Source organism: Rhizobium sp. NLR10b (genome assembly GCF_019685435.1).
In the GTDB taxonomy this organism is placed as follows: domain Bacteria; phylum Pseudomonadota; class Alphaproteobacteria; order Rhizobiales; family Rhizobiaceae; genus Rhizobium.
Genome location: NZ_JABDWV010000011.1, coordinates 38671 through 63724, shown reverse-complemented (window position 1 = coordinate 63724; position 25054 = coordinate 38671). Strand labels below are relative to the sequence as shown.

Sequence of the window (25054 nt, the reverse complement as noted above, 5' to 3'; positions counted from 1 at the left end):
TTTTCCTTTTCTTGCTTTTGAAGGGAGAATTCAGCCGAAGCTTGTGAGATAGGCCGCCGTTACCGAATGGTCGGGGTCGAGACCATAGAGAATGGCGTGCCGGTCAAGGCAGGTGCAGGGATGAGAGATGCCGAACTCGATGACGTCGCCGACGCGGACATCGCTCGCCTCGGCAAGTCCGACGAAGGCGTGTTGATCGTTGAGGCGGAAAACCTCGGCGCTCTCGAGATGGCCGAGATACGCCCCATGGCGATAGAGCGCCAGCGGCCGTGGCAGGCCCTGGTCCATCGCCACGTCGCGCATGCCCATGCCTGAGATCGCAAGCCGCGGCTCCGGCCGCGACAGGACTTCGGCCCAGACCCGCAGCGCCGGATGAAACCCAGCCGCCGCCGAAAGCGTCTCACCAGCCATACGGAAACCGCCGCGCGAATCGAGGCCGGCAAGGCCGCGCTCGTAGACGCCGTGGTCGTGGAAGAAGATGGCGCCGCTACGCAGCACCAATCGGCAGGCCGGATCGGCCGCAACCGCGGCCGAAAGTCCGGCGATCACGAGATCGAAAAACACCGAGCCGCCGGCCGTCACAAGAAGCGCCCGGTCGGTGCTCGTGCGGGCGCGCACCTTCGGCAGAAAATCTGATGTCATCGCCATCAGAGCCTCGATGCGAAGCGTCGTCTCCGCCGCATCAGCGGTCGCGGCAGCACCTTCATAGGCGGCGATGCCACTCAACCGGAAGGTGGACGTCTCCGCGGCAAGAATTGCCTCGAGAACCGCCTCCGCGGTAGCGGCGCTGCGGACGCCGGCCCGGCCGGCGCCGAGCTCCACCAGCAGGCCAAGAGGCGGCAGGTCCATGCGCTCTCGCCACGCCGACCGGAGCGCTTCGACCAGCGCTGTCGAATCCACGAAGACGTGAAGTTCCGCATCGGGATACTGGCCGAGCAGAGCCGCAAGCCGTCGGGCCGCCGCCGCCCCGCCGATCTCGTTGGCGAGGATGAGGCGGCGCTGTCCCGCCTTCAGCAGGACGGCAGCCTGGCGGATATCGGCAACCGTCGTGCCCCAGGCACCCGCCGTCACAAGCGCCTCTGCCAGCACCGTCGACATCGGCGTCTTGGCATGCGGCGCAATTTCGGCGCCGTGGCTTTTCACATAGGCCATCATCAGTTCGACATTGGCTGAGAAGGCCTGCCGGTCGAGCGAGATCAGCGGTAGAGCCATCCTGCCGTCATAAGGCTTCCATCCCTGCTTGCCGATTTCCGAGAGCGAAAGCGGCGGATGGCCCGGCGGAAAGCCCCGCACCCGCTCGTCGATCAGCACGTTTTCCCACGCAGCATGAAGCTCAGACATGGCAGCCCCTCCGGGCGTCGGACGGGTCGGCGATGCCGAGACGGTAGGTGTCGTTGGCGGTGACAAAGAACAGGGCGCGCTGCTCGTCCTGGGAGAGCTGCGAGGCGACCGTACGGAAAACCTCATAGATCTCGTCGAAAGACGCGTGCAAGCCTGCGACCGGAAAATCGCTCGCAAACATCGAACGTGCCGGCCCGAAACAATCGAGGCAATGCTCGATCACCGGTCGCAGGCTTTCGAGTGTCCAATCATTGTCGTAGGCGACGAGATCGGAAATCTTCAGCCGCACGTTGGGCTCTCCGCCGAGCGCCCGCAGGCCGCGGCGCCAGAGCGCCATGCCCTCGTGCGTCCTGTCGGCAGGGCTTCCGCCGTGGTTGATCACGAAAAGCGTCGCCGGAAAAGCCTGTACGAGCTCGAGCGCTTCAGCCATCTGCCAGGGATAGAGCATCAGGTCGAAGACCAGCCCGAGCCGCGTGACATGGGCAAGGCCTGCTCGCCAGGCCGGATCGCTCATGCGATTCGGACGCAACGCAAAACTCTTGGTCACATTGGGATGCCAGCTCAGAATATCGCGGATGCCGACGACGTTGGGATTTTTCGCTTCCGCCTCGAGCAGGCACATGGCGTCCGGCCGGTCGAGGGCTAAGCCGGCGACATAACGGCGCGCCACGCCGGAGCTGCGGTCGAGCCCATCCAGCCAACGGCTCTCCTCCAGCGGATAGGCAGCGCACCAGCCGGCCTCGACATGGACGGTCGCAACCACATTCTGGCGCGCCGCGTCGGCGTGGTAATCGTCGATGTCATAGTCGCGCAGGATCGGCGCTAAGCTCCCGAACACCATCTCTTCACCTGATACCTGCGCTTTCTGAAGCCAGGGATGACGCTGCAGGCCCAAGTCCCAGAGATGGTGGTGCGGGTCGATTACCGGCCCATCATAGCGTCCCGTCATCGGCGCGTCTCGCGGCCGGAAACGAGCAGAAGGGCGAGGATCAGCGTGCCGAACATGATCGACCGCCAGCCGGGCGAGGCGTTGACGACGGTGATCAGCGCCGTCGCCGTCACAAGCAGGATCGCTCCCGGAATGGTCCCGGCATAGGTGCCGCGGCCGCCGAGGATCGAGGTGCCGCCGAGCACGACGGCGGCGATCGAGGTCAGCAGATAGGGATCGCCGATGCCGACATAGCCTTGCCGGTTCATGCCGAGCACCAGAATGCCGGCAAGGCCGGCGAAAAAGCCCGACAGTGTATGGGCGATCAGCGTGTTGCGTGTGACGCTGACGCCGGAAAGCCGGGCGGCCAGCGGGTTCGCCCCGAGCGCCAGGAAACGGGCGCCAATCGGCATGTGGTGGACGAGCAGCAGGACGACGACCGCGACCGCGAGCCACAGAATGATGCCCGAGGGAATGCCGAGCGGCCGCGCCTGCCCGAGCAGGATGACGGCGGGATTGCTGACGGTGACGGCGCTGCCGCCGGCGACGATGACGAGCAGGCCCTGCAGGAAGGTCGCCATCGCAAGCGTCATGATGATCGGCGGGACGCGGAGATAGGTGGCACCTGCGCCATTCATCAAGCCGATGCAGGTGGCAATGGCAAGGGCTGACGCGATGCCGGCAAGGCCGGTCGGATCCCATGCCGGCGAAATCAGCGGCAACAGGATCGTCGTGACCGTGATCACCGCGCCGACGGAAAGGTCGATGCCGCCCATCAGAATAACCAACGTCTGCCCGGCGGCGACAATGCCGATCACGGCGGCGAGCTCGAGGAGGTAGCGCAAATGGCCGTAGGCGCCGAAGCCGCGCAGCGTGAAGCCTGCAACGAACCAGACGAGCGCCACCAGAAGAAAGGTCAGGAGCGGCGGGTTGCGGAATGCTGATCTGATGATGTTCATCGTCTTGCCCTCCACTCGCCGAGAAGTTCCGGAACGGCGACCGCGCCGACGATGATCAAGCCTTGAGCGACATATTGCGCCACCGGCGGGAAGCCGAGGAAGAACATGACGTTGATCATGACCGAGAGCAGCAGGCTGCCGCAGATCGCTCCGCGCATCGTGCCCTTGCCGCCGAGGAAGCCGACGCCGCCAAGCACGGCGGCGGCAATCGAGTTCAGCGTGAGGGGCGTGCCGATGACAGGATCGCCGGAGCCGGTCTGCGCAGCGACGAAGAGGCCGGTCAGCGCTGCCAGCAGACCGGAGAGCGCGAAAGCCGTGACCTTCACCCGTTCGACCGGGACGCCGGAACGGAATGCGCCGACCGGATTGTCGCCGGCCGCGTAGATGCCGAGGCCGAGCGGGGTGGCGAGAAAAAGCTTCCAGAGTGCCAGAACCACCACCAGCATCAGAAAGGCGACGGGCGTATGGCCGGCCAGCGCCGTCGACAGCCAGTCGGGAATGGCGCCGCCCGGCCGCGGCAGCAGGATGAGCGCCACGCCGCTGATGATGAAGGAGCCGGCGAGCGTGACGATGATCGCAGGAAGCCTCAGATAGGTGACGATGGCGCCGGTGGCGGCGCCGACCGCAAGGCCGGCGGCGGCGACCGCGAGAATGCCGCCCGACACGCCGAGCGCCCCTTCCATCGTCGTCGCGGCGATGACAGCGCCGAGACTGACGAGCGGACCGATCGCCAGCGTGATGCCGCCGTTCAGCATGAGCAGCGCCTGCGCCATGGTGACGAGTGCGAGCGGGAACCAGTTCTGCGTGAACTTCGAGAAGCCGCCGACCGAAAGGATGCCCGGGAAGAGCATCGCATAGAGAATGAGAAAGGCGGCAACGACAAGGTAGAGGCCGGAGAGGCCGCGATTGCGGCGCATCTGGATCGAGGGGTAGAGCCGGGGTGAGGAATCGGTGTTCATGCCGCCTCTCCCTGCGCCGTGGCGGTGACGCCCATGGCAGCACCGACGATCGCCGCTTCGCTGATCTCATCCTGCGACAGCACCGCCGCGACGCGCCCCTCGCGCAGAACCAGGACGCGATCGCAGAGATGCACGAGCTCCGGCGTGTCGGAACTGGCGAGAATGACGAGCCGCCCCTCGGCGGCGAAGGCGCGGAGCATCAGATAGATTTCCCGCTTGGTTTCGATGTCGACGCCGCGGGTGGGATCGTTTAGCAGCAGAACGGACGGATCGAGCGGCAGCCATTTGGCGAGCGCCACCTTCTGCTGGTTGCCGCCGGAAAGCGCCTGCACCGGGCGGGCCGTATCACCCTTGATCGTCAGCCGGCGGGCGAGATCGGCGACCAGACCGGTTTCCGCCGTCCGGTTGCGCAAGCCCTTGGCGGCAAGCCGTCCGAGCGAGGGCAAGATGAGATTGGAGGCGATGGAATGCGGCAGCACCAGCCCCTCATGCTTGCGATCGGCTGGGACATAGACAATGCCAGCCGCGTTCGCTTCGCCGACGTGAGCGGGCAGGCGAGGTTTGCCGGAAACTTCCGCTCGGGCGGCTGCCGCCGGAATGGCACCGTAGAGGCCAAGCAGCAGGTCTTCCTGCCCCTGACCCACAAGCCCGCCGATGCCGACGATCTCGCCGGCGCGGGCGGAGAAGGCGATGTCGCGCACCATGCCGGCGGAAAAGCCTTTGACGCCGATGCGCATGACGCCGGGCGCAGTGGCGCCACGCGGCGGGAACAGGTCGCCGGTCTCGCGGCCGACCATGAGACGCACCAGCCCTTCGCCGTCGATGCCGGAGAGCGACTGATCCGCTGTGACCCCGCCGTCCTTCAGCACCGTGACATGCGAGCAGAGCGCCTGCACCTCGTTGAGGCGGTGGGAAATATAGAGGAGTGCCATGCCGCGACCCCTGAGTGTCTCGATCAGCCCGGCGAGAATGCCGGCTTCATGGCCCGAGAGCGACGAGGTCGGCTCGTCGAGGATGAGCACCCGTGGTTTGCGGAACAGCGCCTTGGCAATCTCGACCATCTGGCGGCGGCCGAGCGCGAGATCGGCAACCGGCATGTCGAGCGGCTCGGTGAGCCCCACCATGTCGCACATCGCCTGCACGCCGCGGCGAAGCGCTCGGTAATCGATGAGGCCGAAGCAGCGCGGAAAGGCGCCGAGCCCGATATTTTCGGCAATCGAGAGACTGGCCGTCAGGCTCAACTCCTGCTGAACCACGGCGATACCGGCTTTCCGCGCCGCCGCTGGACTGAAACGCCCGACGGGTTTGCCGTCGACAAGAATGGACCCGCCGTCGGGCTGGAGGGCGCCGGACAGGAGGTTGATCAGGGTGGATTTGCCGGCACCGTTTTCGCCGAGCAGGGCATGAACCCTGCCCGGCAGAAGGGCGATGTCGACGCCCTTCAAAACCGGATTGCCGAAAAATCCCTTGAACACCTGCCGGGCTTCCAGCAGCGGGTTTTCTTCCGTCATGACGACGTCCCCAACGCGGATTACTTGGTCAACAGCTTGTCGAAGAGCGCCTTGTCGTAGTCCGAGTAGATATAGCCGTCGGCCGGGAACTTGTCGGCGCGTGCGAGATAGCCGCCGATCGAGCTGTCGTCGATAACAGGCAGCGGCACCTTGACAAAGGCCGGGACATCCTTGCCTTGCAGCGCCTGGACCGCGGTATAGACGGAAAGCGCGCCGAGCCAGTTGGGCTGCATCGTCGCCCAGCCCTTCAGACTCTTTTCCTTCCAGAGTTCGAGGAACTGCCTCGCATTTTCGCCTGTCGTCGGCACCTGGTCCCGGCCCTGGCGCTCGAAGGCGAGAACCGAACCGGCCGACAAGGCGCCGCCGAGCGACAGCACGCCGTCGATTTCCGGATTGGCGAAAAGCAGGCTTGTCATCGCTTCCTGTGCCGGCGCGACATTATATTCCGTGTTGGTCTCGGTGATCACCTGGATGCCTGGGTTGGCATCGAGAACCGGCTGGGCGCCCTTGCGGCGGTCGTCGCTCACCGAGATGCCGGCCGGGCCGTTCATGACGATGATTTTGCCCTTGCCGCCGAGCTGGCTCACCATCCACTTGGCAGCCGTCGCGCCCCATTCGTTGGAATCGGTGTTGATCTTCGCCGTCACCTTGTCGGTATTGACCAGGCTGTCGAAATTCACCACCGCGATACCCTTGTCGCAGGCGTCGGAAATGACGCGGTCGAGCGCCGTGGAGGAACCGGCGATCACGACGATGGCGTCGACATTGGCGTCGATCATCGACTGGATATGCTGGATCTGCGTCTGGGCATTGCCCTGCGCATCCGTGATCATCAGATCCTTCACCAGACCAGCTTTCTTCAACTCCTCCACTTCGGCCGTAATCGTGCCTTCGGTCTGTTTCATCCAGGTCGGCACCGAATAGATGTTCGCCCAGCCGATGGTGAAAGGCGCCTTCCTGTCGCCTTTGATGCAATTGGCCGCAGCCGAGGCCGAGCCGGTGGAAAGAACGAGAAGGGCGGCAGCGGCGGCAGCGCCGGCGAGAAGGCGGCGGCGACGCGAGGCAGAAATGCTGTTTTCAGAATTTTTCATGTCGATCCCCTTTTATGTGGCAGCGTTAGCGCTTGCCATCTGTTTTTGTCCACTATAACGTACATATGCTCTAAATAACGGACGGCCGATCTTATGCCGATTTTTCCGCCTCGCAAGAGGGATGAAAAAAATTTTCGCGGCCGGGAACAACAGGATTGGTTGACAGATGCGGCAGAGGGTTTGAAAAGCTTGGCCAAACAGAAATTGGGATCGACAGCAATGGACGCAATTCAGGACGAAGCAATCGGCAAGCGTGCCCGAGGGCTCGACCGTGCCTTCGAAATCCTCGATTTCCTGCGCCAGAAGCGGCAGGCTTTGAAGCCGAATGAAATCGCAGCGCAGATCGGCGCGCCGCGCTCATCGGTTTATGAGCTCGTCAACTTGCTGCTGAGCAATGGCATTCTGGAATTCACGGGCGGCGAGGGGCGCGTCTATCTCGGCCGTAAGCTCTATTTCCTCGGCGCCGCCTATGAAAACCATTTCGATTTCACCCGCGAATGCGAGGCCGCACTGGAGCAGCTCGCCGACGAAACGCGGGAGACGGCGCAGTTCTGCATGCTGGACGGAAATAAATATACGGTCGTGCGCATGCGCGAAGGCGCGCGGCCATTCCGCATTTCGACCGATATCGGTCAGTCGGTGCCGATCCCGTGGACTGCCTCCGGACGTCTGCTCGTCGCGCATCTGTCGGATCAGGAAATCCTGAACTTCATCCCGTCGCAGGATTTTCGTCTGCCGAACGGCGATTGGCTCGATCCGCAAAGCTTCATCGTCGAGGTCCGCCAGGCCGAGCGAGAAGGTCTCTTCACCTTCAACAGCATCGTCGACAGCTTTACCCATTGTTTCGCCGTGCCGGTGCGGGGCGAGGAGGGTCATGCGGCCGCAACGCTCTGCCTGGTCACGCCGCGCGATGACGGCATCGCCAACCGCGACCGCTACCTCGACTGCCTGAAAAAGGCCGCCGCCGGCCTGGAGCATGCCCCGGCCAGGCCGAAACGGGGCTGACACCCCGGACACGAACACCGCCGGCGTGACTTGCTGAAGGAAGCCGCACCGCTCAGCGTGCTTCCCTTAACGCGCTGTGTGCTTCCTTAAATCACAGTTGCATGTCGAAGAGCCGCCGCAGGACAGGCCATGTGTTGTTCTGCGCTTCGATGTTGATTTCGGGATTCAGTCCAATCCCGCAAATCTATTCACCCTTCTACCGAAACTACGGAATGAAGTTTCTCTATTAAATTTATAGAGTACGTATTCTGATGTTCTCAGCGACAGGTATTTCTGCCTTGCTGCTTGGCAAGACAGGCTGTCGCCGGTGAACGGAGAGGACGCAAATGACGCGCAAAATCAGGCTTGGGGCATTTCTTCCTGGCGGTGGACAGCATGTTGCATCGTGGCGGCATCCCGACCAGCCGGTCGACGGTGCGACCAGTTTCGAGTTTCACAAGCAGCTGGCACTCACGGCCGAACGCGGCCTCTTCGATGCTTACTTCCTGGCCGATGGATTGGCGGTCGGTTTCGGCGGAGCGCGTGAAGGCGGCAACGCCCGCGTGGCCGGCTTCGAGCCCGTCACCTTGTTCTCCGCTCTTGCGCCGCTCACCACTCACCTCGGCTTTATCGCGACCTCCTCGACCACCTACGAGGAGCCCTATACGACAGCCCGCAAGTTCGCCTCGCTGGATCTGATCTCGGATGGCCGTGCCGGCTGGAACGTGGTCACCACGACGGGCGATCTCACCGCGCAAAACTTCAACCGTGAAACGCAGCTGCCGCATGCCGAACGATATCGCCGCGCCGCCGAGCATGTCGATGTCGTCCGCAAACTCTGGGAGAGCTTCGAGGACGACGCGTTCATCCGCGACAAGGAGACCGGCGTCTTCTTCGATCCGGCGAAGCTGCACGACACCGACCACCGCGGCGAACATTTCAGCGTGCGCGGCCCACTCAACGTCTCGCGCTCGCCACAGGGGCATCCCGTTATCGTGCAGGCCGGACAGTCGGAAGACGGCCGCGGACTTGCCGCAGCAACCGCCGAAGTCATCTTCACCGCCCACCAGCATATCGAAACCGCCCAGGAGTTCTACCGCGATATCAAGGCACGCGCCCGCAGCCTCGGCCGCAATCCCGATCATATCCTCGTCATGCCCGGCGTATCCGCCTTCGTCGGCAGGACCGAGGCGGAGGCACGCGAGAAGTATGATCGCCTGACCTCGCTCATCCTCGAAGAAGACGGGATCGGCCTGCTCAACGGCCTCACCGGCGGCACGCTCGACCTGCACGGCTACGATCTCGACGGGCCTCTTCCGCCCGCACCGCCGACGGAAGGCATGAAAAGCCGCCAGGCACTCATCCGTCAGATCGCAGACGAAAACAACTTCACCATCCGCCAGCTCTACCAGTGGATCGCCTCGGCCCGAGGGCACTACACCATCGTCGGCACGGCAGAGCAGATCGCCGATACGCTGCAGACATGGTTCGAGAACGAAGCGGCCGACGGCTTCAACATTTTGCCACCCTGGCTGCCAACGGCGCTCGAGGACTTTGTCGATCTGGTTATTCCGGAACTCCAACGCCGCGGCCTGTTCCGCACGGCCTACGAGGGCAAGACGCTCCGGGAAAACCTCGGCCTGCCTTTCCCGACAAACCGCTGGACTGCCGGACGCGCCGTCCTTGAGGCAGCGGAGTGAGGAGAAATCCATGGCCTACGAAATCAACCAGGCTCTTCCGAGAAGCTTCGACCGTCTGAAAAGCAGCAAAGGCAGTAGTTCTCCTCTGGTTTCCCATGTGCGCGGAGTGCTCGCGGCATTTCTGCCGCGCTACGGTCTGCTCATCAGCTTCCTCGTGCTCTGGCAGGTGTCGAGCACCAGGGGCTGGATCAATCCCGCCGTCTTCCCGCCCTTGAACGTGATCCTGTCGGCGCTGTGGACCAATCTTGCCAATGGCGCCTTGCTCGATGACATCGCCATCAGCCTGCAGCGCTCCGGAACCGCTTTCGCCTTCGCGGTCGTTGTCGGTATTCCGCTCGGCCTGTTCATGGGCCAATTCCGCCTGGTTGAACAGGCGCTCGACCCGATCCTGCAGCTCTTCCGGCAGACCTCGGCGCTGGCTCTCTATCCGGTCTTCATCCTGCTGCTCGGGCTCGGTGAAACCTCCAAGATATTCGTGATCTTCTGGGCGACACTGTTTCCCGTGCTGCTCTCGACGATCGGCGGCGTCAAGGAAGTGGACAAGAAGCTCATCGAAATGGCTCGCACCTATGGCGCCGGACCGCTGACCGTCTTTCGCCGCGTCATTCTGCCGGCCTCCGTCCCGGCGATTTTCGTCGGCTTGCGACTTTCGGCGACGACGGCGCTTCTGCTGCTGATCGCTGCCGAGATGATCGGCGCCAACAAGGGCATCGGCTTTCAGGTGATGAACGCCCAGTACAATTTCCAGATCCCGCTGATGTTTGCGGCGATCCTGCTGCTCGCCTTCCTCGGGCTTGCCGCGAATGCCCTGCTCGTTCTCCTGCAGCGCCGTCTCTGCCGCTGGTCTCAGCCGAGCACGTAACCCGCTTCCCGCAAATCTCCTCTTCCGAAAGGATATTCCATGACATTCCACCCCCGCAATCTTCTTCTGCCGGCTGTGATCGCTCTCGGTCTTGCCACGCCGGCCGCAGCCACCGACACGGTCAAGCTGCGCTACCTCGCTAGCCAGGGCGGTCTTGCCGCCCATGAACTTGCCGCCGAACTCGGCTATTTCGACGGCACGGGCATCACACTGGAGAATGTCGGCTATGCCCAGGGCGGACCGGCCTCTCTCATCGCCCTGGCGTCCGGCGATGTCGAGATCGGCAGCGCCGCCACCTCCGCCGTCCTCAATTCGATTATCGGCGGCAACGACTTCGTCGCCGCCTATCCGTCGAACGGCATCAATGACGAGGTGCAGTCGACCTTCTACGTGCTGGAAGACAGCCCGATCAAAACGATCAAGGACATCGTCGGCAAGAGCATCGCGGTCAACACGCTCGGCGCGCATCTTGACTACACGATCCGCGAGGCATTGCATTCGGTCGGTCTGCCGAGCGACTCCGCCAACCAGGTCGTCGTTCCCGGGCCGCAGCTCGAACAGGTACTGCGCTCCAAGCAGGTCGATATCGCCGCCTTCGGTTATTGGCAGACAACCTTCGAGGGTGCAGCGCTGAAGAACGGCGGCCTGCGCCCGGTTTTCGACGATACCGACGTACTTGGCGACATCGCCGGCGGCTTCGTCGTCCTGCGCAGCGATTTCATCAAGCAACATCCGGAAGCCTCGAAAATCTTCGTCGAACAGTCGGCCCGCGCCCTCGACTATGCCCGCGAGCATCCCGAGGAAACCAAGAAGATCCTGGCCAAGGCGTTAGCCGAACGCGGCGAGAACGCTGATATCGCACAGTATTTCCGCGGCTACGGCGTGCGCGCCGGCGGTCTCCCGGTCGAGCGCGACATCCAGTTCTGGATCGACGTGCTGGTTCGCGAAGGCAAACTGAAGCAGGGCCAACTGGCGGCCAAGGACATCCTCTATACGGCCGACGCCAAACCGGCGAGCAATTGAGGAGGCGTGATGAGCGTCGCTGAGAACATTCGCCGCGGGGAGGTGACGATCCGTCGCCTCTCCAAATCCTACAAGCTGAACGGCAAATCGCTGCAGGTTCTGAAGGATATCAATCTCCATATCCGCTCCGGCGAAAGCCTCGCCATCGTCGGCGCCAGCGGTTCGGGCAAGACGACCCTGCTCAGGGTTCTGGCCGGACTTGAGGATTCCGATACCGGAGAGGTGCTGGTCGACGGCAAGGCAATACGAGGAGTCGGCGCCGAACGCGCCGTCATCTTCCAGGAGCCGCGCCTTCTTCCCTGGCTTGATGTACTCGACAACGTGGCATTCGGCCTGGAAACGAGAGGTCTGACGCGTCAACAGGCGAGGGAGAGGGCGCGCCGCTACGTCAAGCTCGTCGGCCTGCAGCAATTCGAAGCCGCCTACCCCCGGCAGCTCTCGGGAGGCATGGCGCAGCGCGTCGGCATCGCCCGCGCACTTGTCGTCCAGCCCGAAATCCTGCTGCTCGACGAACCGCTTGGTGCGCTCGACGCGATGACCAAGATCGGCATGCAACAGGAGCTCGCCCGGATCTGGCGCGATGAGGATGTGACGACCATTCTCGTCACGCACGATCTCGAGGAGGCGATTTATCTCGCCGACCGGATCCTGATCCTGCCACGGGAAAAAGGAGCCGAGCCGCGCCTGATCGACATCGATCTGCCCCGACCCCGCGACCGCAGCGCGACGGAATTCGTCCGCCACCGCGAGCAACTGCTGAACCTATTTGGATTGCATTGACGGATGCTTTGCGGGCAGCCGTTAGCAACTCGCAAATGGGATAGAGGAATGAAGACAGCTCCGGCCGCACAGCCGGGGCAGTTCTTATGATTCGTTTGCCGATGGCTTCGTGAAATGAGGTGAGATCGTCGAAAGTGTCGGGCCGTCCGGAGCGTCGCTTGGGAGCGGACGGGAAAATTGCCTCCGCACGACCCAACTCTTGGATGGGGTGGATCGCTAGGTGAAAGGCATGTGCGATCCGAAGTTACTACCTCTCGCCCGCGATCCGGTGAGTCAACTTCGTTGTCCCAATGCAGTTCCGGTACGATGCCGGACAAAAAAGCCCCGCCGAAACGGGGCAAGTCTTGCAACACGGATCGCACAGGAGGAACACCCGTGCTTTCCTGCTAATACAATAAGATAGGATCGGTAAGGTTCCGTGCATCGATCTCTTATTGAGGATTTATTCGCACCAGTCGTTACTGGTGTTGACGAGCGGCGTGTGCGATGGCGTGTTGTCCTCTCCGCTCACTACGATTTCGATTTCCGCCAGTCAGCGGCCCAAGCTCCGAATTCCGAGCAGAACCGCCGTTCTCCGTACTTGGGGTTGATCTTAGTCTGCTCGTAGTATCGCTGCACCGGCACATGAAAGATGCGCTCGCTCGTCTCGATGGGATGTTGCCCTTGATCCTGAACGACTGTCCGGAGCGGCCTGAAGTGCTCCATAAGGCGAGCAAGTCGCTGACAGTCAGCCGCCGGCGGCGCCAAATGCGAGAGCGCCGATGAGCAACCCCGGCGCCTCGAACAGCACTGATCTCTGCGGATTGCGATTATTGTGACGCATGCCCCATCTCCGTCATTTCGGGCGGAGACTGTAACCCCCTAGGGCACGGCGAATATCTATCCAAAAGAGCTTATCTGACACGGCGCCGTAGGAGGGCTCGCGGCTGACGACCGCAGAGGCGGCATTGGTCGACGCGGAAAACAATCTCAGCGACGGCGGCCCAACTTTGGGCTGATCTTCGTCTGCTCGTAATATCGCTGCACCGGCACATGGAAGATGCGCTCGCCCGTCTCGATGGAGATGTTGCCCTAACAGCGTTTCACCCGACCCATGGATCCACGAGCTCGATTCCAAAACCTTCGAAGCCCCTGGTGTTGCGCGTCGCTAGGGCAAGATCGTGAGCAACCGCGGTCGCAGCGATCAACCCATCCATCGACGATAAGCCACGGCCGCTCCGCTTTGCGTGACCCATCAGATCTCCCCAAGCCACCGCGAATGGGTGAACGGCAAGCTTCGCGAAAGAAGTGACAGACGCCCGTCGCCGAGGCGGAATGGGCGACCTGCGCCATCATCACATGAATATGCTCGAAACAATCAAGGGCTGAGCGGCGGCACGGCGACCGTCACCCGCGGCCAAGATATCGCCTCAGCGCGAAAGCGTCCTTCTGAGGCGATGAATATGGGCAGCGCCGATGCCGCAGCAGCCGCCGATGATCGTGGCACCCGCTTCGGTCCAGGAACAGGCAAAGCGCGAATAGGCGTCGTCGTTCAGGTCATTACGGGTATCGTGCAGGCCTTCATTGGCGGCTGCCTCGCCCGTTTCTCCTTCGAAGGCATTGGCATAGACGCCGATTTCGATCTGCGCATTCCTCTCCCGGAACACCCGTGCCGCCGTCTCGACCGCGCGCTGCATGACCTCCGGCTTGCTGCAATTGAACAGGAAAGCCTCAGCACCCGACGACACCGCCCAGGAAGCCGCCTCCTCGACGCTTTCGCCGGAGCGGAGTTTAGGCACGCCGCCCCTGGTCGCCGCCTCGTCATCCGCCAGTGTGAACGAAATCCAGAACGGCTTGCCCGATGCCGCCACTGCCTCGCGGACGGCCTCGCCCTCGGCAATCAGGCTCAAAGTCTCGCCGAGCCACAGGTCGACGAAGGGAGCGAGGTTTTCGACCAGCACCTTGAGATAGTCCTGCACCCGGGAAGGCTGGAAATTCTCAGGCTCGTAGGAGCCGAAGATCGGTGGCAGCGAGCCGGCGACCAGCACTCTCCGGCCGGTCACGGCATCGGCAGCCTCGCGCGCCAGGCGCCCGGCAAGGCGAATCAGAGCAGGCCCCTCCTGCTGAAATCGGTCTTCACCGATATGGAAGGGCACGAGCGCATAGCTGTTCGTCGTGATGATCTCAGAGCCGGCGGCGATGAATTCCCTGTGTACCTCCCGCACGATGTCGGGCGAATTCATCAGCGCCAGCGCCGACCATTCCGGCTGCTTCAGTTCGGCGCCCAGCCGCAGAAGCTCGCGGCTCATGCCGCCATCGAGAATTCGCGTTGTGCTCATGAGGTAGTCTCCATCCAGGCTGTCGCGCCGTCATCGGCGGCGGGCTTTTCAAAATAAAGTGGCGAGCTTCCGCCTAGCGGCGAACCGGCACCTGCGCTTCGAGACCTCGAAAGACGCGGGCGATAACGGCGGTCAGGGCGAGATAAAAGAGGGTGACGACGATGAGCGGTTCGTAGACGAGCAACGTGTCCTGGCGAACCTTGTTGGCGACGGCGTAGAGATCCATCACCGTCACGGTGAAGGCGAGCGGCGTCGCCTTGAGCTGCATGACGATCTCTCCGGCAATGGTCGGCAGGGCGATGCGAATGGCGCGCGGCAACCAGATACGGCGGGTTAGCTTCCAGGGCGACAGGCCGAAGGCCCGACCGGCTTCAAGCTCGCCCTTGGGAACGGCAAGCAGCGCACCGCGCAGCACCTCGGCCTCATAGGCCGCATAATTCAGCGTGAAGCTGACGGAAGCGAAGAAAAACCCCTCGCGCAGGATCGGCCAAAACAGGCTCTGGCGGATGCCAGGGATCATCGGCAGCAGCGAGCCGACCCCGTAATAGAGGAGCCAAAGCTGGATCAGCAGTGGCGTGCCGCGGAAGAAGGTGCAGTAGCCGCGGGCGGCAAGCCGCGTCAGCCTGCCGCCGCTGACCTGCGCGAAAGCGAGACCGATGGCGATCACGAAACCGAGCACCACTGATATGACCAGCAGCGCTACGGTCTGCCAGGCGCCCGTCAGAAGCAGCGGCCAATAGGAGGAGATCCAGGTGAAACTCATGGCGCGCTTTCTTCAGGCCAGACGCGGCTGTCCCCGCCGCACCCGCCCTTCGATCAGTTTGAAGACGACGTTGGAAGCGAGTGTGATGGCGAGATAGAGAAGAGCCGAGGCGAGGAAAAACACGAAGTAATGTTTGGTGCTTGCCCCGGCGAGACGGGTGGCGAGCGCCAGTTCCTGATAGCCGACGACGGCGACCAGCGCGCTATCCTTGGTCACCGACATCCACAAATTAGCAAGCCCCGGCAGCGCGTTCGGCAACAGCGCCGGCAGCAGGATGCGGCGGAACCGCAGCACCGGTCCCATGCCGAAAGCCTTGGCGGCTTCAATCTGGCCGACGGGAATGGCGAGGATCGCGCCGCGCAGCACCTCGGTCATATAGGCGCCCTGCACGAAGCCGAGCACGGCGACGGCGGCGACGAAACCGTTCACCTCGAGCGGCGGCAGATTGAAAGCCGCCAGCAGCCGGTTGAGGCCGTCGGTGCCGGCATAATAGAGCCCGACGATCAGGATCAGCTCGGGAACAGCGCGAATGACGGTGGTATAGAAATCAAGCAGCAGGCGGAGCACTGGATTGCCCGAAAGCTTTCCCAGCGCGCCGCCCGTGCCGAGCAGCAGACCGACGGCAAAGGCGCAGGCCGAGATGGCGACCGTGGAGACTGCACCTGCCAAGAGAACGCCGCCCCATCCCGGAGGATAGGGGGACAGCAGGTCCAGAATGCCTTGTTGCGCGGTCGCCATCTCTAGAAGTGCTTACTTCGCGCCGTAGATATCGAAGTCGAAGTACTTCTTGGTGATCGCGTCGTACTGACCGTTGGCGCGAACCGCTGATATCGCCTTGTTCAGCTTGGCTTTCAGCTCCGTATCTTCCTTGCGCAGGCCGCCGGAAACGCCAGCCCCAAGGATCTCCTTGTCGTCGGCGACATCGCCCATGTTGGCGCAGCAATCCTTGCCGGCATCGCTTTTCAGGAAGGCGTCAAGCGCCAGCGAATCGCCGAAGACGTAATCGATGCGGCCGGAGGCGAGATCCTGGAAAGCCTCGTCGAGCGTCTGGTAGGTCTTTTCCTCGGCGACGTCGGCAAAATGCTTCTTGTAATATTCCGACTGGATCGTCGACACTTGGATACCGATGGTCTTGCCCTTCACGTCCTCTGCCGTGGCGCCCGGCTTCTGATCCTTGGGGCCGATCAGCGTGCTCGGCGTGTTGTAGTATTTATCGGTGAAGTCGATCACCTTCGAGCGTTCCGCGGTGTTCGACATCGACGACCAGATCACGTCGAACTTCTTGCTCTCAAGAGCCGGAATGAGGCCATCCCAAGAGATCTCGACGATCGAGCACCTCTCCTTCATCTCTTCGCAGACGGCATTCATCAGATCGATTTCCCATCCCTGCCACTGGCCCGAAGCGTCCTTGGCGAAGAAGGGCGGATAAGATTCGTTCATGACGCCGAAGCGGACGTCGGCCTGTGCCGCGACGGCGGAAAGCGCAAATGCGACGCCGGCGAAAAGCGTGGGGAGCAGTTTCATTCGCAGGATTCTCCTGGTTCGTGTTGTGGTGATGGCTCGATGGCGGTTCAGTGGGCGCTGAGACGAGTGAATTCCCGGCAGCGGGCGCTGACAGGTGCCCCGAAGACTTGCTCCGGCGTGCCTTCCTCCTCGATCCGACCCTGGTGCAGGAAGAGGACGCGACTCGAGACGTCGCGGGCGAAGCGCATTTCATGCGTGACGATCAGCATGGTCCGGCCCTCTTCCGCCAGATCGCGGATGACTTTCAGCACCTCGCCAACCAGTTCGGGATCGAGCGCCGATGTCGGCTCATCGAACAGCATGACGGCGGGATCGACGCAGAGCGCTCTTGCGATCGCCGCGCGCTGCTGCTGGCCGCCGGAGAGAAAGGCGGGATAGGCATCACGCTTGTCGAAGAGCCCGACCTTGTGCAGCAGGGCTTCCGCCTTTTCGATCGCCTCGCGCCTGGAAACGCCCATGACATGCACCGGCGCCTCGATGACGTTTTCCAGCACGGTCCGATGGGCCCAGAGATTGAAGCTCTGAAAGACCATGCCGAGCCCGGTTCGCAGCCGCTCGATCTGCCGCCAGCTCTGCGGCTGCAGCCGTCCGCCGCGACCGGTCTTCAGAGCGACCGCCTCGCCGTTCACGGCGATGCGGCCGCGATCCGGCGTTTCCAGAAAATTGATGCATCTGAGGAAGGTGCTCTTGCCAGAACCGGACGAGCCGATAATGGAGATGACGTCAGACTTATGGGCCTCAGCCGAAATACCCTTGAGAACCTGTTGCGAGCCGAAGCTTTTATGAAGATCTTCGACGCGAAGAGCAGGAATGGACTGATCCGACATGCATGGGTCCGGCTGAAATGAGTTTGCGAAGGATAATGATAAAGTTGCGCGGTTTTTTCGCGCAATTTCTGCCTCTTCTGCATTTAATGTGCAAAATAATCTTTCTCATGCGGCAAATCGGGCAGAACGCATGAGCCGCGAAACGCCGAAATGGACTGGACAATGGAACAGCTGGATCGTTTTGATCGTGACATTCTCGATATCGTTCAGCGCGACTGCCAGCTGAAGGCCGAAACGATCGCCGAACGGGTGGGGTTGTCGGTCTCGGCCGTGCAGCGGCGGTTGAAGCGCCTGCGCGAGGAAGGGATCATCAAAGCGGAGGTCGCCGTCCTCGACCGGAAGGCGACGGGAACATCGATGGTGTTCATCGTCGGGATGGAGATCGAGCGGGACAATTACGACGCCTTGGCGAAGTTCCGCGTCTGGGCGGAAAAACAGGATCATATCCAGCAGGTCTATTACGTCACCGGCGCGGTCGATCTGATCGCGATCGTCACCGCCCGCGACGTCGAGCATTATGACGATATCGCCGCCCTCATCATGGCTGACAATCCGCAGATCCGCCGCATGCACACCAATGTCGTGCTGCGCGACGTCAAGCTCGGCCTGTTCGTGCCGCTGGAATAGGATCGCGCCCGGGCAAGCGACTGGACTCAGATCGGGCAAAGGGCATAATTCCGGGCGCAGATCCTTGGGAGGAATGACCGTTGACGCTACGACACCAGATCATCGCATTGGCGATCGTTCCGCTCGTCATCTCGATCCTCGCGATCACCACCTTCATCACCTGGCAATCGGCAAATCTCGCAAAGAACAGCATCGACACGTTCGAGCAGAACATGCTGAAGACAAAGGAAACCGAAATCCTCAACCTGACCAATCTTGCCTTGTCCGCCATCCAAGCGATCTATGATAAGGCCGGTCCCGACGACGAAGCCGCCAAGCAGCAGGTGGCTGAAATTCTGACTTCGCTCGATTACGGCAGGGATGGCTATTTCTTCGTCTATGACTATGACGGCAACAATATCGTTCATCCGCGCCAGAGCTTCCGGCATGGGCAGAATTGGCTGGATCTTACCGATCCTGACGGCGACAAGGTCATTGCCGAGCTGATCGCCACGGCAAAGGCCGGCGGCGGCCTGCATCAATATAAATGGCAGAAACCCTCGACCGGGCAGGTTGCCGACAAGCTCTCCTTCGTCGTCAGCCTCGACAAATGGCGCTGGGTGGTGGGAACCGGCGTCTATCTCGACGACGTCTTTGCCCAGAGTGCGGCCGCCAACGCCGTGATGCGCGCCAACATCAGACGAACCTTCGTCATCGTCGCGCTGATTGCCGTACCTTCGGTGCTCGTCGTCTTCACGACCTGCATGCTGCTGACCTTCCATGAGCGCCGTATGGCCGACGGCCGACTCAAGGAGCTGACGCAGCGGGTCATCGATACCCAGGAGGAAGAACGCGCGCGGCTCGCCCGCGAGCTGCACGACGGCATTTCCCAGAATCTTCTCGGGGTGCGCTATGCGATGGATCTCGCCGGCCGCAAGGTCAGGACCAACGTCGACGATGCAGCGCTGACCATCGACCGTGGTGTCGAGGCGCTAAACGGCGCCATCAAGGAAATCCGGCGGCTGTCGCACGATCTGCGCCCCCGCGTGCTCGACGATCTCGGCCTGACAGCCGCGCTGGAGGCGCTCTGTCATCATTTCGCCGAGCGCACGGGGATCGAGACTGATATCGACGCTTCAGGCTTTACCGGCACGCTGAAAGCCGAGGCCAACACTGCCCTCTATCGCGTCGCACAGGAAGCCTTCAACAATGTCGAGCGGCACTCGGGCGCCTCGAAGCTTTCGGTGAAGCTCTGGAGCGACGGCGGCCGCGCCCGCATGACGATTTCAGACAACGGCACCGGCTTCGACGGCAGCAAGGACGGCGCAGACGGCGAATCAGGGCTCGGGCTGCGCAACATGCAGGAGCGGATGGCCCACTTCCGCGGCCTGCTGCTTATCAACAGCAGCGAGTCCGGCACGACGCTGACGGCGATGATGCCGAGATCGGCCAATCTGCCCGTCGGCAAGCAGGCGGAAGCCGCATGACCGAACGCCCGAAAATCAAGGTGCTCCTGATCGACAACCATCCGCTGGTGCTGGACGGGCTGAAAGCCGTGCTCGAAACCTTCGATCATATCGAAGTCGCCGGCACCGCAGGGCTTGCCCAAACGGGTCTCGACATCGCCCGGCAGGTCCAGCCGCAGGTGGTGCTGATGGACATCAACATGCCGAAACTCAGCGGTATCGATGCGATCGAACTGTTCAGGAGCGAGCTTCCCCAGGCCCGTGTTGTCATGCTCTCCATGCATGACAGCCGCGAATATATCTCCTCCTCGGTCATGCATGGCGCTGCCGGTTACGTGCTCAAAGATGTTTCGACTGACGAGATTGTCTCGGCTATCGACACCGTGGCTGCGGGGGGCACCTATTTCTCCTCGGGTGTCTTCGACGCGCTGATGGGCGAACGCGCGGAAGAGGGCAGTGATCCCCTGACGCCTCGCGAGCGCGACATTCTCGGGCTGATCGTTGCCGGCAGCAGCAACAGGGAGATCGCCGAAGCGCTCGGAATAACCGCCGCGACGGCGGAAACGCACCGCAAGAACCTCAAGAAGAAGCTCGGCATCGCCACCACGGCCGGCCTCATCCGCTATGCGCTCGATCACGGTATCGTCTCGAAAATCAGCGGAAATCCGCGCCTACCCACTTCTGGGTAGGCCCCGGCATTTCGGCCCCGCGCCCATCTTGTGAGGACAAAACCGACGCCATAGGACTCCATCCGCGGCTGGCCAAGTGTCAGTCGTTGGGAGGAATTCATATGCGTTACATCAGCCTTCGATCGGCCGGGAAGGTCGAGCGATCCGAACCGGGCTCGCCGCGGCCGCCGGCTGACAGACCCGCCTTCCACGCCGACAACTGGAACATGGCGATCGCCGCCCGCGTCGCCTGAAAGGTATCCGACATGGAAAAACCACGTAGCAAGGCAGCGCTCTGGCTGCTGATCATTCCGTACATAGGGCTGCTCTGGCCGCCATTCTACAATCTCCGTGAGCCGTCGCTTTTCGGCTTTCCCTTCTTCTACTGGTATCAGCTTCTCTGGGTGCCGATCACCGCGACGCTGACCTGGATCGCCTATCGGAGCGTTCGCCATGACGACTGACATCGACGGCACGGCGCTTGCCGTCTTCATCTTCTTCTTTGCCCTTGTCACCGTCATGGGCTTCGTCGCCAGCCGCTGGCGCAAGCCCGAGACCCTCGCCCATATCGATGAATGGGGCCTCGGCGGCCGCAACTTCGGCACCTGGATCACCTGGTTCCTCGTCGGCGGCGATTTCTATACAGCCTATACCGTGATCGCCGTGCCGGCGCTGGTCTACACGGTCGGCGCCTACGGCTTCTTCGCGCTACCCTATACGATCGTCGTCTATCCCTTCGTCTTCATGGTCATGCCGGTCCTGTGGAAACGCGCCAAGGATTTCGGCTATGTCACGGCGGCCGACGTCGTCCATGGCCAATACGGATCGCGCGGTCTCGAACTCGCCGTCGCGGCCACGGGCGTCATCGCCACCATGCCCTACATCGCCCTGCAGCTCGTCGGCATGACGGCGGTCCTGAAGGGGCTCGGGCTGCATGGCGAACTGCCGCTGGCAATCGCCTTCATCGTGCTGGCGCTCTACACCTATTCGGCGGGCCTGCGCGCACCGGCGCTGATCGCTTTCGTCAAGGACATCATGATCTATATCGTGGTGATCGCAGCGGTCGCGCTGATCCCATCAAAGCTCGGCGGTTATGCGAATGTCTTCGCCTCAGCCGATGCGGCTTTCCAGGCCAAGGGCTCCGGTAATCTGCTGCTCGGTGGCAACCAATATGTCGCCTATGCCACACTCGCTCTCGGTTCGGCGCTCGCAGCCTTCATGTATCCGCATACGCTGACCGGCATCTTCGCCTCCAACAGCGGCAAGACGATCCGCAAGAACGCGATCATGCTGCCCGCCTATACGCTGCTGCTCGGCCTGCTGGCGCTGCTCGGCTATATGGGGCACGCTGCCAACCTGAAGCTCGACAGTGCGAACGACGTCGTTCCCACGCTGTTCAAGACGCTGTTTTCGGGCTGGTTCTCCGGCTTCGCCTTTGCGGCGATCGCCATCGGCGCACTGGTGCCGGCGGCGGTGATGAGCATTGGCGCAGCCAACCTCTTCACCCGCAATTTCTGGAAAGCCTATGTCGATCCCAAAGTCAGCGATGCGGGCGAGGCCAAGGTGGCGAAGGTGACGTCGCTCGTCGTCAAGGTCGGCGCGCTTCTCGTCATCATCTTCCTGCCGACGCAATTCGCACTCGACCTGCAGCTGCTCGGCGGCATCTGGATCCTGCAGACGCTCCCGGCGCTCGTCTTCGGCCTCTATACCAACTGGTTCCGCGCACCCGGCCTGCTTGCCGGCTGGTTCGTCGGCTTCTGCGGCGGCACCTTCCTGGTCTGGGATGCCGGCTGGAAGCCTCTGCATCTGATCAGCCTCGGCGGCGAACCCTTCACCGTCTATACCGGGCTGCTGGCGCTTGCGGCAAACATCGCGGTTGCAATCATGGTCAACGCCTTGCTTCCGGCCAGGGCGACGGCCCGCGCATAGCTGAAAACGCGAAGGGCAGCAAATGCTGCCCTTCGTCGCTTTATGCTTCGGGCAGAAGCTGATGAAAGATCAGGCGATCAGAACTCTTCCCAATCGCTGACCAATGCCGCGTTGCCATTTGCCTGGAACGACTTGCTACCTTTGCAATCATCTGGCGCGGGCGAGACACGGCTGCTCGCCATGGTGTCAGGCAGCGCGCGGCGGGTATTCGCTGGCAGAGAAGACGTGGTGATGCACCTTCCCGGTGAAGAGCTTCAGAAGCTCACCCGTCACCTCGCGGCTCTGGAACCGCACATCGGAAAGAAGTGCTGCATTCACCGCATCCATATCGGGATAACGAATGGCAAGCGCCATGGCATAGACCGGAGCGCCCTCGTCACGCTCCATTCCATCCAACACCCGGACTTCCTCGGCTCCGGGAAATTTCGTCCATAGAGGAACGAGCCGCTGCCTGACAAAATCGCGGAATTCCTCTTCTCTGCCGGGATGGATTTCGCCTTCAAACAAAGCATAACGAATAATCATGGGTTCTCTTTTCCAAAACTCGCCGGAGCTGGATTGATGGTGGTGCGGAGGCGGGGAGGGCGTATCCTCCGATACGCCCGTGGGAAGGCTTATTTGCCCCAGATTTTCTTGTATTGATCGCGATAGCCGTTATCGGGATCGAAGCTGTTCTTCGGCCCTCCGTCGAATTCGACATTCGCGCTGGTCACCACGTGGAGCGGCGACACATAGCCCGACCACGGGACGCCCGCGAAGGCGCGGTTCAGTTCATCGACGAGTTGCCAACCCTGGAGGTTGAGCGGCTCGGCGACCGTGACGGCCTGGAACTGCTTGGCGCGGATGCGCTGATAGGCGCTCTCCGAACCGTCGCCGGCAGCGACGTTGACCGGCTTTCCGTCGCCGGCGATACCGGCCGAGGCGAGCGAGGGGCCCATGAAGTCGTAATAGAGGTCGTTGATCGCCAGCGAATGCGTCCATTTCGCACCGTACTTCTGCAGGAGCGACGTGGTGAGCTGCGGCATGCGCTGCGAGGTTTCGGCAATCGGGGTATCGACGTATTCGAGCACCGTGCCGCCGAGATCCTCGATCTCCTTTTTCATGCGGTCGGCCTTGGCGATCGCGATCGCATAGGTGGAGTCGGTGAAGATGATGACACCCGGCTTGCCGCCGGCATCGGCGAAGGCCCAGTCTGCCGCGGACTTCGATACTTCCATCGCATCGGTGGTGACGTTGGCGAAGACGCCGACGTCGGCAACCGGACCGACGGCCGAGGCGGCGTGCCAGGACACCATCGGGATGCCGGCAGCCTTGGCCGCTTCCATCGCCGGCTTCTGCTCGACCGCGTCAAAGCCATTGATGATGATGCCATCCGGCTTCAGCGCCATGGCCTGGCCGAAAGCCGCGGTGCGCCCACCGATCGAGCCGGCGCCGTCGAGTACCTTCACCGTCCAGCCGAGCGCGCCGGCCGCTTCCTGCACGCCGTTGGCCACGCCGAGGATGCCGCCGTTCTTCATGTCGCCGGCAAGGACGACGATGTTCTTGCCCGCAGCCCCCTTGGGGCCGCTCGTCGGGCCATCCCATGCGCTCACCTTGGACGCATACTTTTCGACCACCGCTTTGGCATCCGCCATGGAATCGGCCAGTGCCGGCACGCTGAGCATAAAGGCGACGGTTGCAACCGTTGCCTGCAATAAAGTCCTGCGCTTCATGTTCACTCCTCCATTTTGTTTGTTATGAAATGCCGGCTTGGCCGACATCCTCATTTGGATGCGGGTGTGATCCTCCTCACAGCTCCGCGCTTGCGCTGGGCGTAACCTGCAATGCCGATGGCAATCAGCAGGGTTACGCCGTTGAACAGCGGTTCGACGAAGAACGACCCGCCGAATTGCTGAATTCCCGATATACCGACCGCCAGGATGATGACGCCGATCAGGGTGCCCCAGACGTTGACCCGTCCCGGCTTGATCGTCGTCGATCCGAGAAATGCGCCGACAAGTGCCGGGAGGAGATATTCGAGGCCGACGCTCGCCTGACCGATGCGCAGCTTCGAGGCGAGGAGAACCCCCGTCAGAGCCGCCAGCAGGCCCGAGGTGACGAATGCGCCCATCACGAACTTGCGGACGGGAATGCCGTTGAGTGCGGCGGCCTTGGGGTTGGCGCCGATGGCGTAGAGATAACGGCCGATCGGCAGGTATTCGAGAACGATCCACATGCAGATCGCGATCAGCAGCACGTAGAAGCCGGTGATCGGGAGGCCGAACAGCATGGTGCCGTTCAGCGCGTAGAACCCTTCCGGCAGGACGCCGACCACCTGCCGGCCGCCGGTGTGCCAAAGTGCAAGCGCGTACAGCACCGTTCCCGTGCCGAGCGTGGCGATGAAGCTGTCGATCTTCGCCACCTCGACCAGCAGACCGTTGATGAAGCCGGTGAGGATGCCGAGCGCAAGAACGATGAGGACGGCGACCGGCCAGGGCAGGCCGTAGACCGTCTGCAGGCTGATGGCAAGAATGTGCCAGAGCACGATGCCGTAGCCAACCGTCAGGTCGATGCGGCCCGACGCCATCGGGATCATCGCGGCGAGCGACAGCAGCGCAATGATCGCCTTGTCGGAGACGATCGAACGGACGTTCAACACCGTCGGAAACGTATCCGGCAGCATGATCGAGAAGAGCAGGATCAGGCCGACGGTCAGGATCACCAGTCCGTAGACGGGGATCAGGCGCCCGATCTTCTGTCCTGTGGACAAGCCGGCCATTTCGCTTTTGGTCGGCTCCAGCGCCGTGGATTCAATGGATTGCATGGCTGTTCTCCC

General features: G+C 62.3%; 25 protein-coding genes and 3 pseudogenes. 11 read left to right on the top strand and 17 right to left on the bottom strand.

Going from position 1 to position 25054, the window contains the following annotated elements:
- Positions 1 to 30: 30 nt before the first annotated feature.
- The 6 genes from HJB91_RS18930 to HJB91_RS18905 are packed head-to-tail and all read right to left on the bottom strand — an operon-like array spanning position 31 to position 6789.
- Positions 31 to 1341, bottom strand: coding sequence for an alanine racemase (locus tag HJB91_RS18930; protein ID WP_221147253.1), 1311 nt, complete (start codon positions 1339 to 1341; stop codon positions 31 to 33).
- A complete protein-coding gene (locus tag HJB91_RS18925; RefSeq protein WP_210633461.1) occupies positions 1334 to 2290 on the bottom strand; it encodes an amidohydrolase in 957 nt (318 codons plus the stop codon). The genes HJB91_RS18930 and HJB91_RS18925 overlap by 8 nt, the downstream gene beginning before the upstream one ends.
- Positions 2287 to 3228 carry an ABC transporter permease gene (locus HJB91_RS18920; RefSeq protein ID WP_221123323.1) on the bottom strand — a complete coding sequence of 314 codons (942 nt, stop codon included), beginning with the start codon at positions 3226 to 3228 and terminating at the stop codon, positions 2287 to 2289. The genes HJB91_RS18925 and HJB91_RS18920 overlap by 4 nt, the downstream gene beginning before the upstream one ends.
- On the bottom strand, positions 3225 to 4187 hold the full coding sequence (locus HJB91_RS18915; protein WP_221147255.1) for an ABC transporter permease: 963 nt from the start codon (positions 4185 to 4187) through the stop codon (positions 3225 to 3227). The genes HJB91_RS18920 and HJB91_RS18915 overlap by 4 nt, the downstream gene beginning before the upstream one ends.
- Positions 4184 to 5698 carry a sugar ABC transporter ATP-binding protein gene (locus HJB91_RS18910; RefSeq protein WP_210633458.1) on the bottom strand — a complete coding sequence of 505 codons (1515 nt, stop codon included), beginning with the start codon at positions 5696 to 5698 and terminating at the stop codon, positions 4184 to 4186. The genes HJB91_RS18915 and HJB91_RS18910 overlap by 4 nt, the downstream gene beginning before the upstream one ends.
- Positions 5699 to 5718: 20 nt before the next feature.
- Entirely contained in the window at positions 5719 to 6789 is a 1071-nt protein-coding gene (locus HJB91_RS18905) for an ABC transporter substrate-binding protein (protein ID WP_210633457.1), read from the bottom strand.
- A 219-nt stretch (positions 6790 to 7008) separates the two neighbouring features.
- On the opposite strand from HJB91_RS18905, the gene HJB91_RS18900 reads away from it, so the two are divergent.
- The 5 genes from HJB91_RS18900 (at position 7009) to HJB91_RS18880 (ending at position 12138) form a co-directional block, all read left to right on the top strand.
- Complete coding sequence (locus HJB91_RS18900) at positions 7009 to 7794, top strand: IclR family transcriptional regulator (RefSeq protein WP_221123325.1); 786 nt, start codon at positions 7009 to 7011, stop codon at positions 7792 to 7794.
- Between the two features lie 326 nt (positions 7795 to 8120).
- Positions 8121 to 9473, top strand: coding sequence for an LLM class flavin-dependent oxidoreductase (locus HJB91_RS18895; protein WP_221123326.1), 1353 nt, complete (start codon positions 8121 to 8123; stop codon positions 9471 to 9473).
- Between the two features lie 10 nt (positions 9474 to 9483).
- Positions 9484 to 10335: an ABC transporter permease gene (locus HJB91_RS18890; RefSeq protein WP_210633454.1), complete on the top strand. Its 852-nt coding sequence runs from the start codon at positions 9484 to 9486 to the stop codon at positions 10333 to 10335.
- Positions 10336 to 10374: 39 nt separating this feature from the next.
- A complete protein-coding gene (locus tag HJB91_RS18885) occupies positions 10375 to 11358 on the top strand; it encodes an ABC transporter substrate-binding protein (RefSeq protein WP_221155703.1) in 984 nt (327 codons plus the stop codon).
- Between the two features lie 9 nt (positions 11359 to 11367).
- Positions 11368 to 12138 (top strand): ABC transporter ATP-binding protein, encoded by a 771-nt coding sequence (locus HJB91_RS18880; protein WP_210633452.1) that lies wholly within the window; start codon positions 11368 to 11370, stop codon positions 12136 to 12138.
- A 510-nt stretch (positions 12139 to 12648) separates the two neighbouring features.
- Here HJB91_RS18880 and HJB91_RS18875 read toward each other — a convergent pair.
- The 8 genes and pseudogenes from HJB91_RS18875 to HJB91_RS18850 form a co-directional block, all read right to left on the bottom strand.
- Positions 12649 to 12961, bottom strand: a pseudogene (locus HJB91_RS18875) (succinoglycan biosynthesis protein exoi).
- Positions 12962 to 13107: 146 nt separating this feature from the next.
- Positions 13108 to 13209, bottom strand: a pseudogene (locus tag HJB91_RS30845) (succinoglycan biosynthesis protein exoi); the annotation flags it as partial.
- Between the two features lie 11 nt (positions 13210 to 13220).
- A pseudogene (locus HJB91_RS30840) lies at positions 13221 to 13400 on the bottom strand (VapC toxin family PIN domain ribonuclease); the annotation flags it as partial.
- 147 nt (positions 13401 to 13547) lie between these two features.
- Positions 13548 to 14456: a homocysteine S-methyltransferase family protein gene (locus HJB91_RS18870; protein ID WP_221155702.1), complete on the bottom strand. Its 909-nt coding sequence runs from the start codon at positions 14454 to 14456 to the stop codon at positions 13548 to 13550.
- A gap of 73 nt (positions 14457 to 14529) precedes the next feature.
- Entirely contained in the window at positions 14530 to 15219 is a 690-nt protein-coding gene (locus HJB91_RS18865) for an ABC transporter permease (protein WP_221147258.1), read from the bottom strand.
- A 12-nt stretch (positions 15220 to 15231) separates the two neighbouring features.
- A complete protein-coding gene (locus tag HJB91_RS18860; protein WP_210633448.1) occupies positions 15232 to 15957 on the bottom strand; it encodes an ABC transporter permease in 726 nt (241 codons plus the stop codon).
- Between the two features lie 12 nt (positions 15958 to 15969).
- Positions 15970 to 16743, bottom strand: coding sequence for a transporter substrate-binding domain-containing protein (locus HJB91_RS18855; protein WP_221155701.1), 774 nt, complete (start codon positions 16741 to 16743; stop codon positions 15970 to 15972).
- A gap of 47 nt (positions 16744 to 16790) precedes the next feature.
- Positions 16791 to 17570: an ABC transporter ATP-binding protein gene (locus HJB91_RS18850; protein ID WP_210633446.1), complete on the bottom strand. Its 780-nt coding sequence runs from the start codon at positions 17568 to 17570 to the stop codon at positions 16791 to 16793.
- Positions 17571 to 17732: 162 nt separating this feature from the next.
- Here HJB91_RS18850 and HJB91_RS18845 point away from each other — a divergent pair, with 162 nt between their 5' ends.
- The 6 genes from HJB91_RS18845 (at position 17733) to mctP (ending at position 22239) form a co-directional block, all read left to right on the top strand.
- Positions 17733 to 18197: an Lrp/AsnC family transcriptional regulator gene (locus tag HJB91_RS18845; RefSeq protein ID WP_064807195.1), complete on the top strand. Its 465-nt coding sequence runs from the start codon at positions 17733 to 17735 to the stop codon at positions 18195 to 18197.
- An 80-nt stretch (positions 18198 to 18277) separates the two neighbouring features.
- Positions 18278 to 19663 carry a cache domain-containing protein gene (locus HJB91_RS18840; protein ID WP_210633445.1) on the top strand — a complete coding sequence of 462 codons (1386 nt, stop codon included), beginning with the start codon at positions 18278 to 18280 and terminating at the stop codon, positions 19661 to 19663.
- Positions 19660 to 20331 carry a response regulator transcription factor gene (locus tag HJB91_RS18835; RefSeq protein ID WP_210633444.1) on the top strand — a complete coding sequence of 224 codons (672 nt, stop codon included), beginning with the start codon at positions 19660 to 19662 and terminating at the stop codon, positions 20329 to 20331. The genes HJB91_RS18840 and HJB91_RS18835 overlap by 4 nt, the downstream gene beginning before the upstream one ends.
- A 101-nt stretch (positions 20332 to 20432) precedes the next feature.
- Positions 20433 to 20564, top strand: a complete 132-nt coding sequence (locus tag HJB91_RS30835) for a hypothetical protein (protein ID WP_259668926.1) — start codon at positions 20433 to 20435, stop codon at positions 20562 to 20564.
- A 12-nt stretch (positions 20565 to 20576) separates the two neighbouring features.
- Positions 20577 to 20774: a DUF3311 domain-containing protein gene (locus tag HJB91_RS18830; protein WP_007539443.1), complete on the top strand. Its 198-nt coding sequence runs from the start codon at positions 20577 to 20579 to the stop codon at positions 20772 to 20774.
- Positions 20764 to 22239, top strand: a complete 1476-nt coding sequence (gene mctP / locus HJB91_RS18825; RefSeq protein WP_210633443.1) for a monocarboxylate uptake permease MctP — start codon at positions 20764 to 20766, stop codon at positions 22237 to 22239. The genes HJB91_RS18830 and mctP overlap by 11 nt, the downstream gene beginning before the upstream one ends.
- Positions 22240 to 22425: 186 nt before the next feature.
- Here the strand turns inward: mctP and HJB91_RS18820 are convergent, their stop codons facing one another.
- From HJB91_RS18820 to HJB91_RS18810, 3 genes are all read right to left on the bottom strand, one after another.
- A complete protein-coding gene (locus HJB91_RS18820; RefSeq protein ID WP_210633442.1) occupies positions 22426 to 22764 on the bottom strand; it encodes a hypothetical protein in 339 nt (112 codons plus the stop codon).
- Between the two features lie 89 nt (positions 22765 to 22853).
- Positions 22854 to 23951, bottom strand: a complete 1098-nt coding sequence (locus HJB91_RS18815) for a substrate-binding domain-containing protein (protein WP_221155700.1) — start codon at positions 23949 to 23951, stop codon at positions 22854 to 22856.
- 50 nt (positions 23952 to 24001) lie between these two features.
- The gene (locus HJB91_RS18810; protein WP_210633440.1) at positions 24002 to 25042 is read right to left on the bottom strand and encodes an ABC transporter permease; all 1041 of its coding nucleotides are present in this window, start codon (positions 25040 to 25042) and stop codon (positions 24002 to 24004) included.
- Positions 25043 to 25054: the final 12 nt, after the last annotated feature.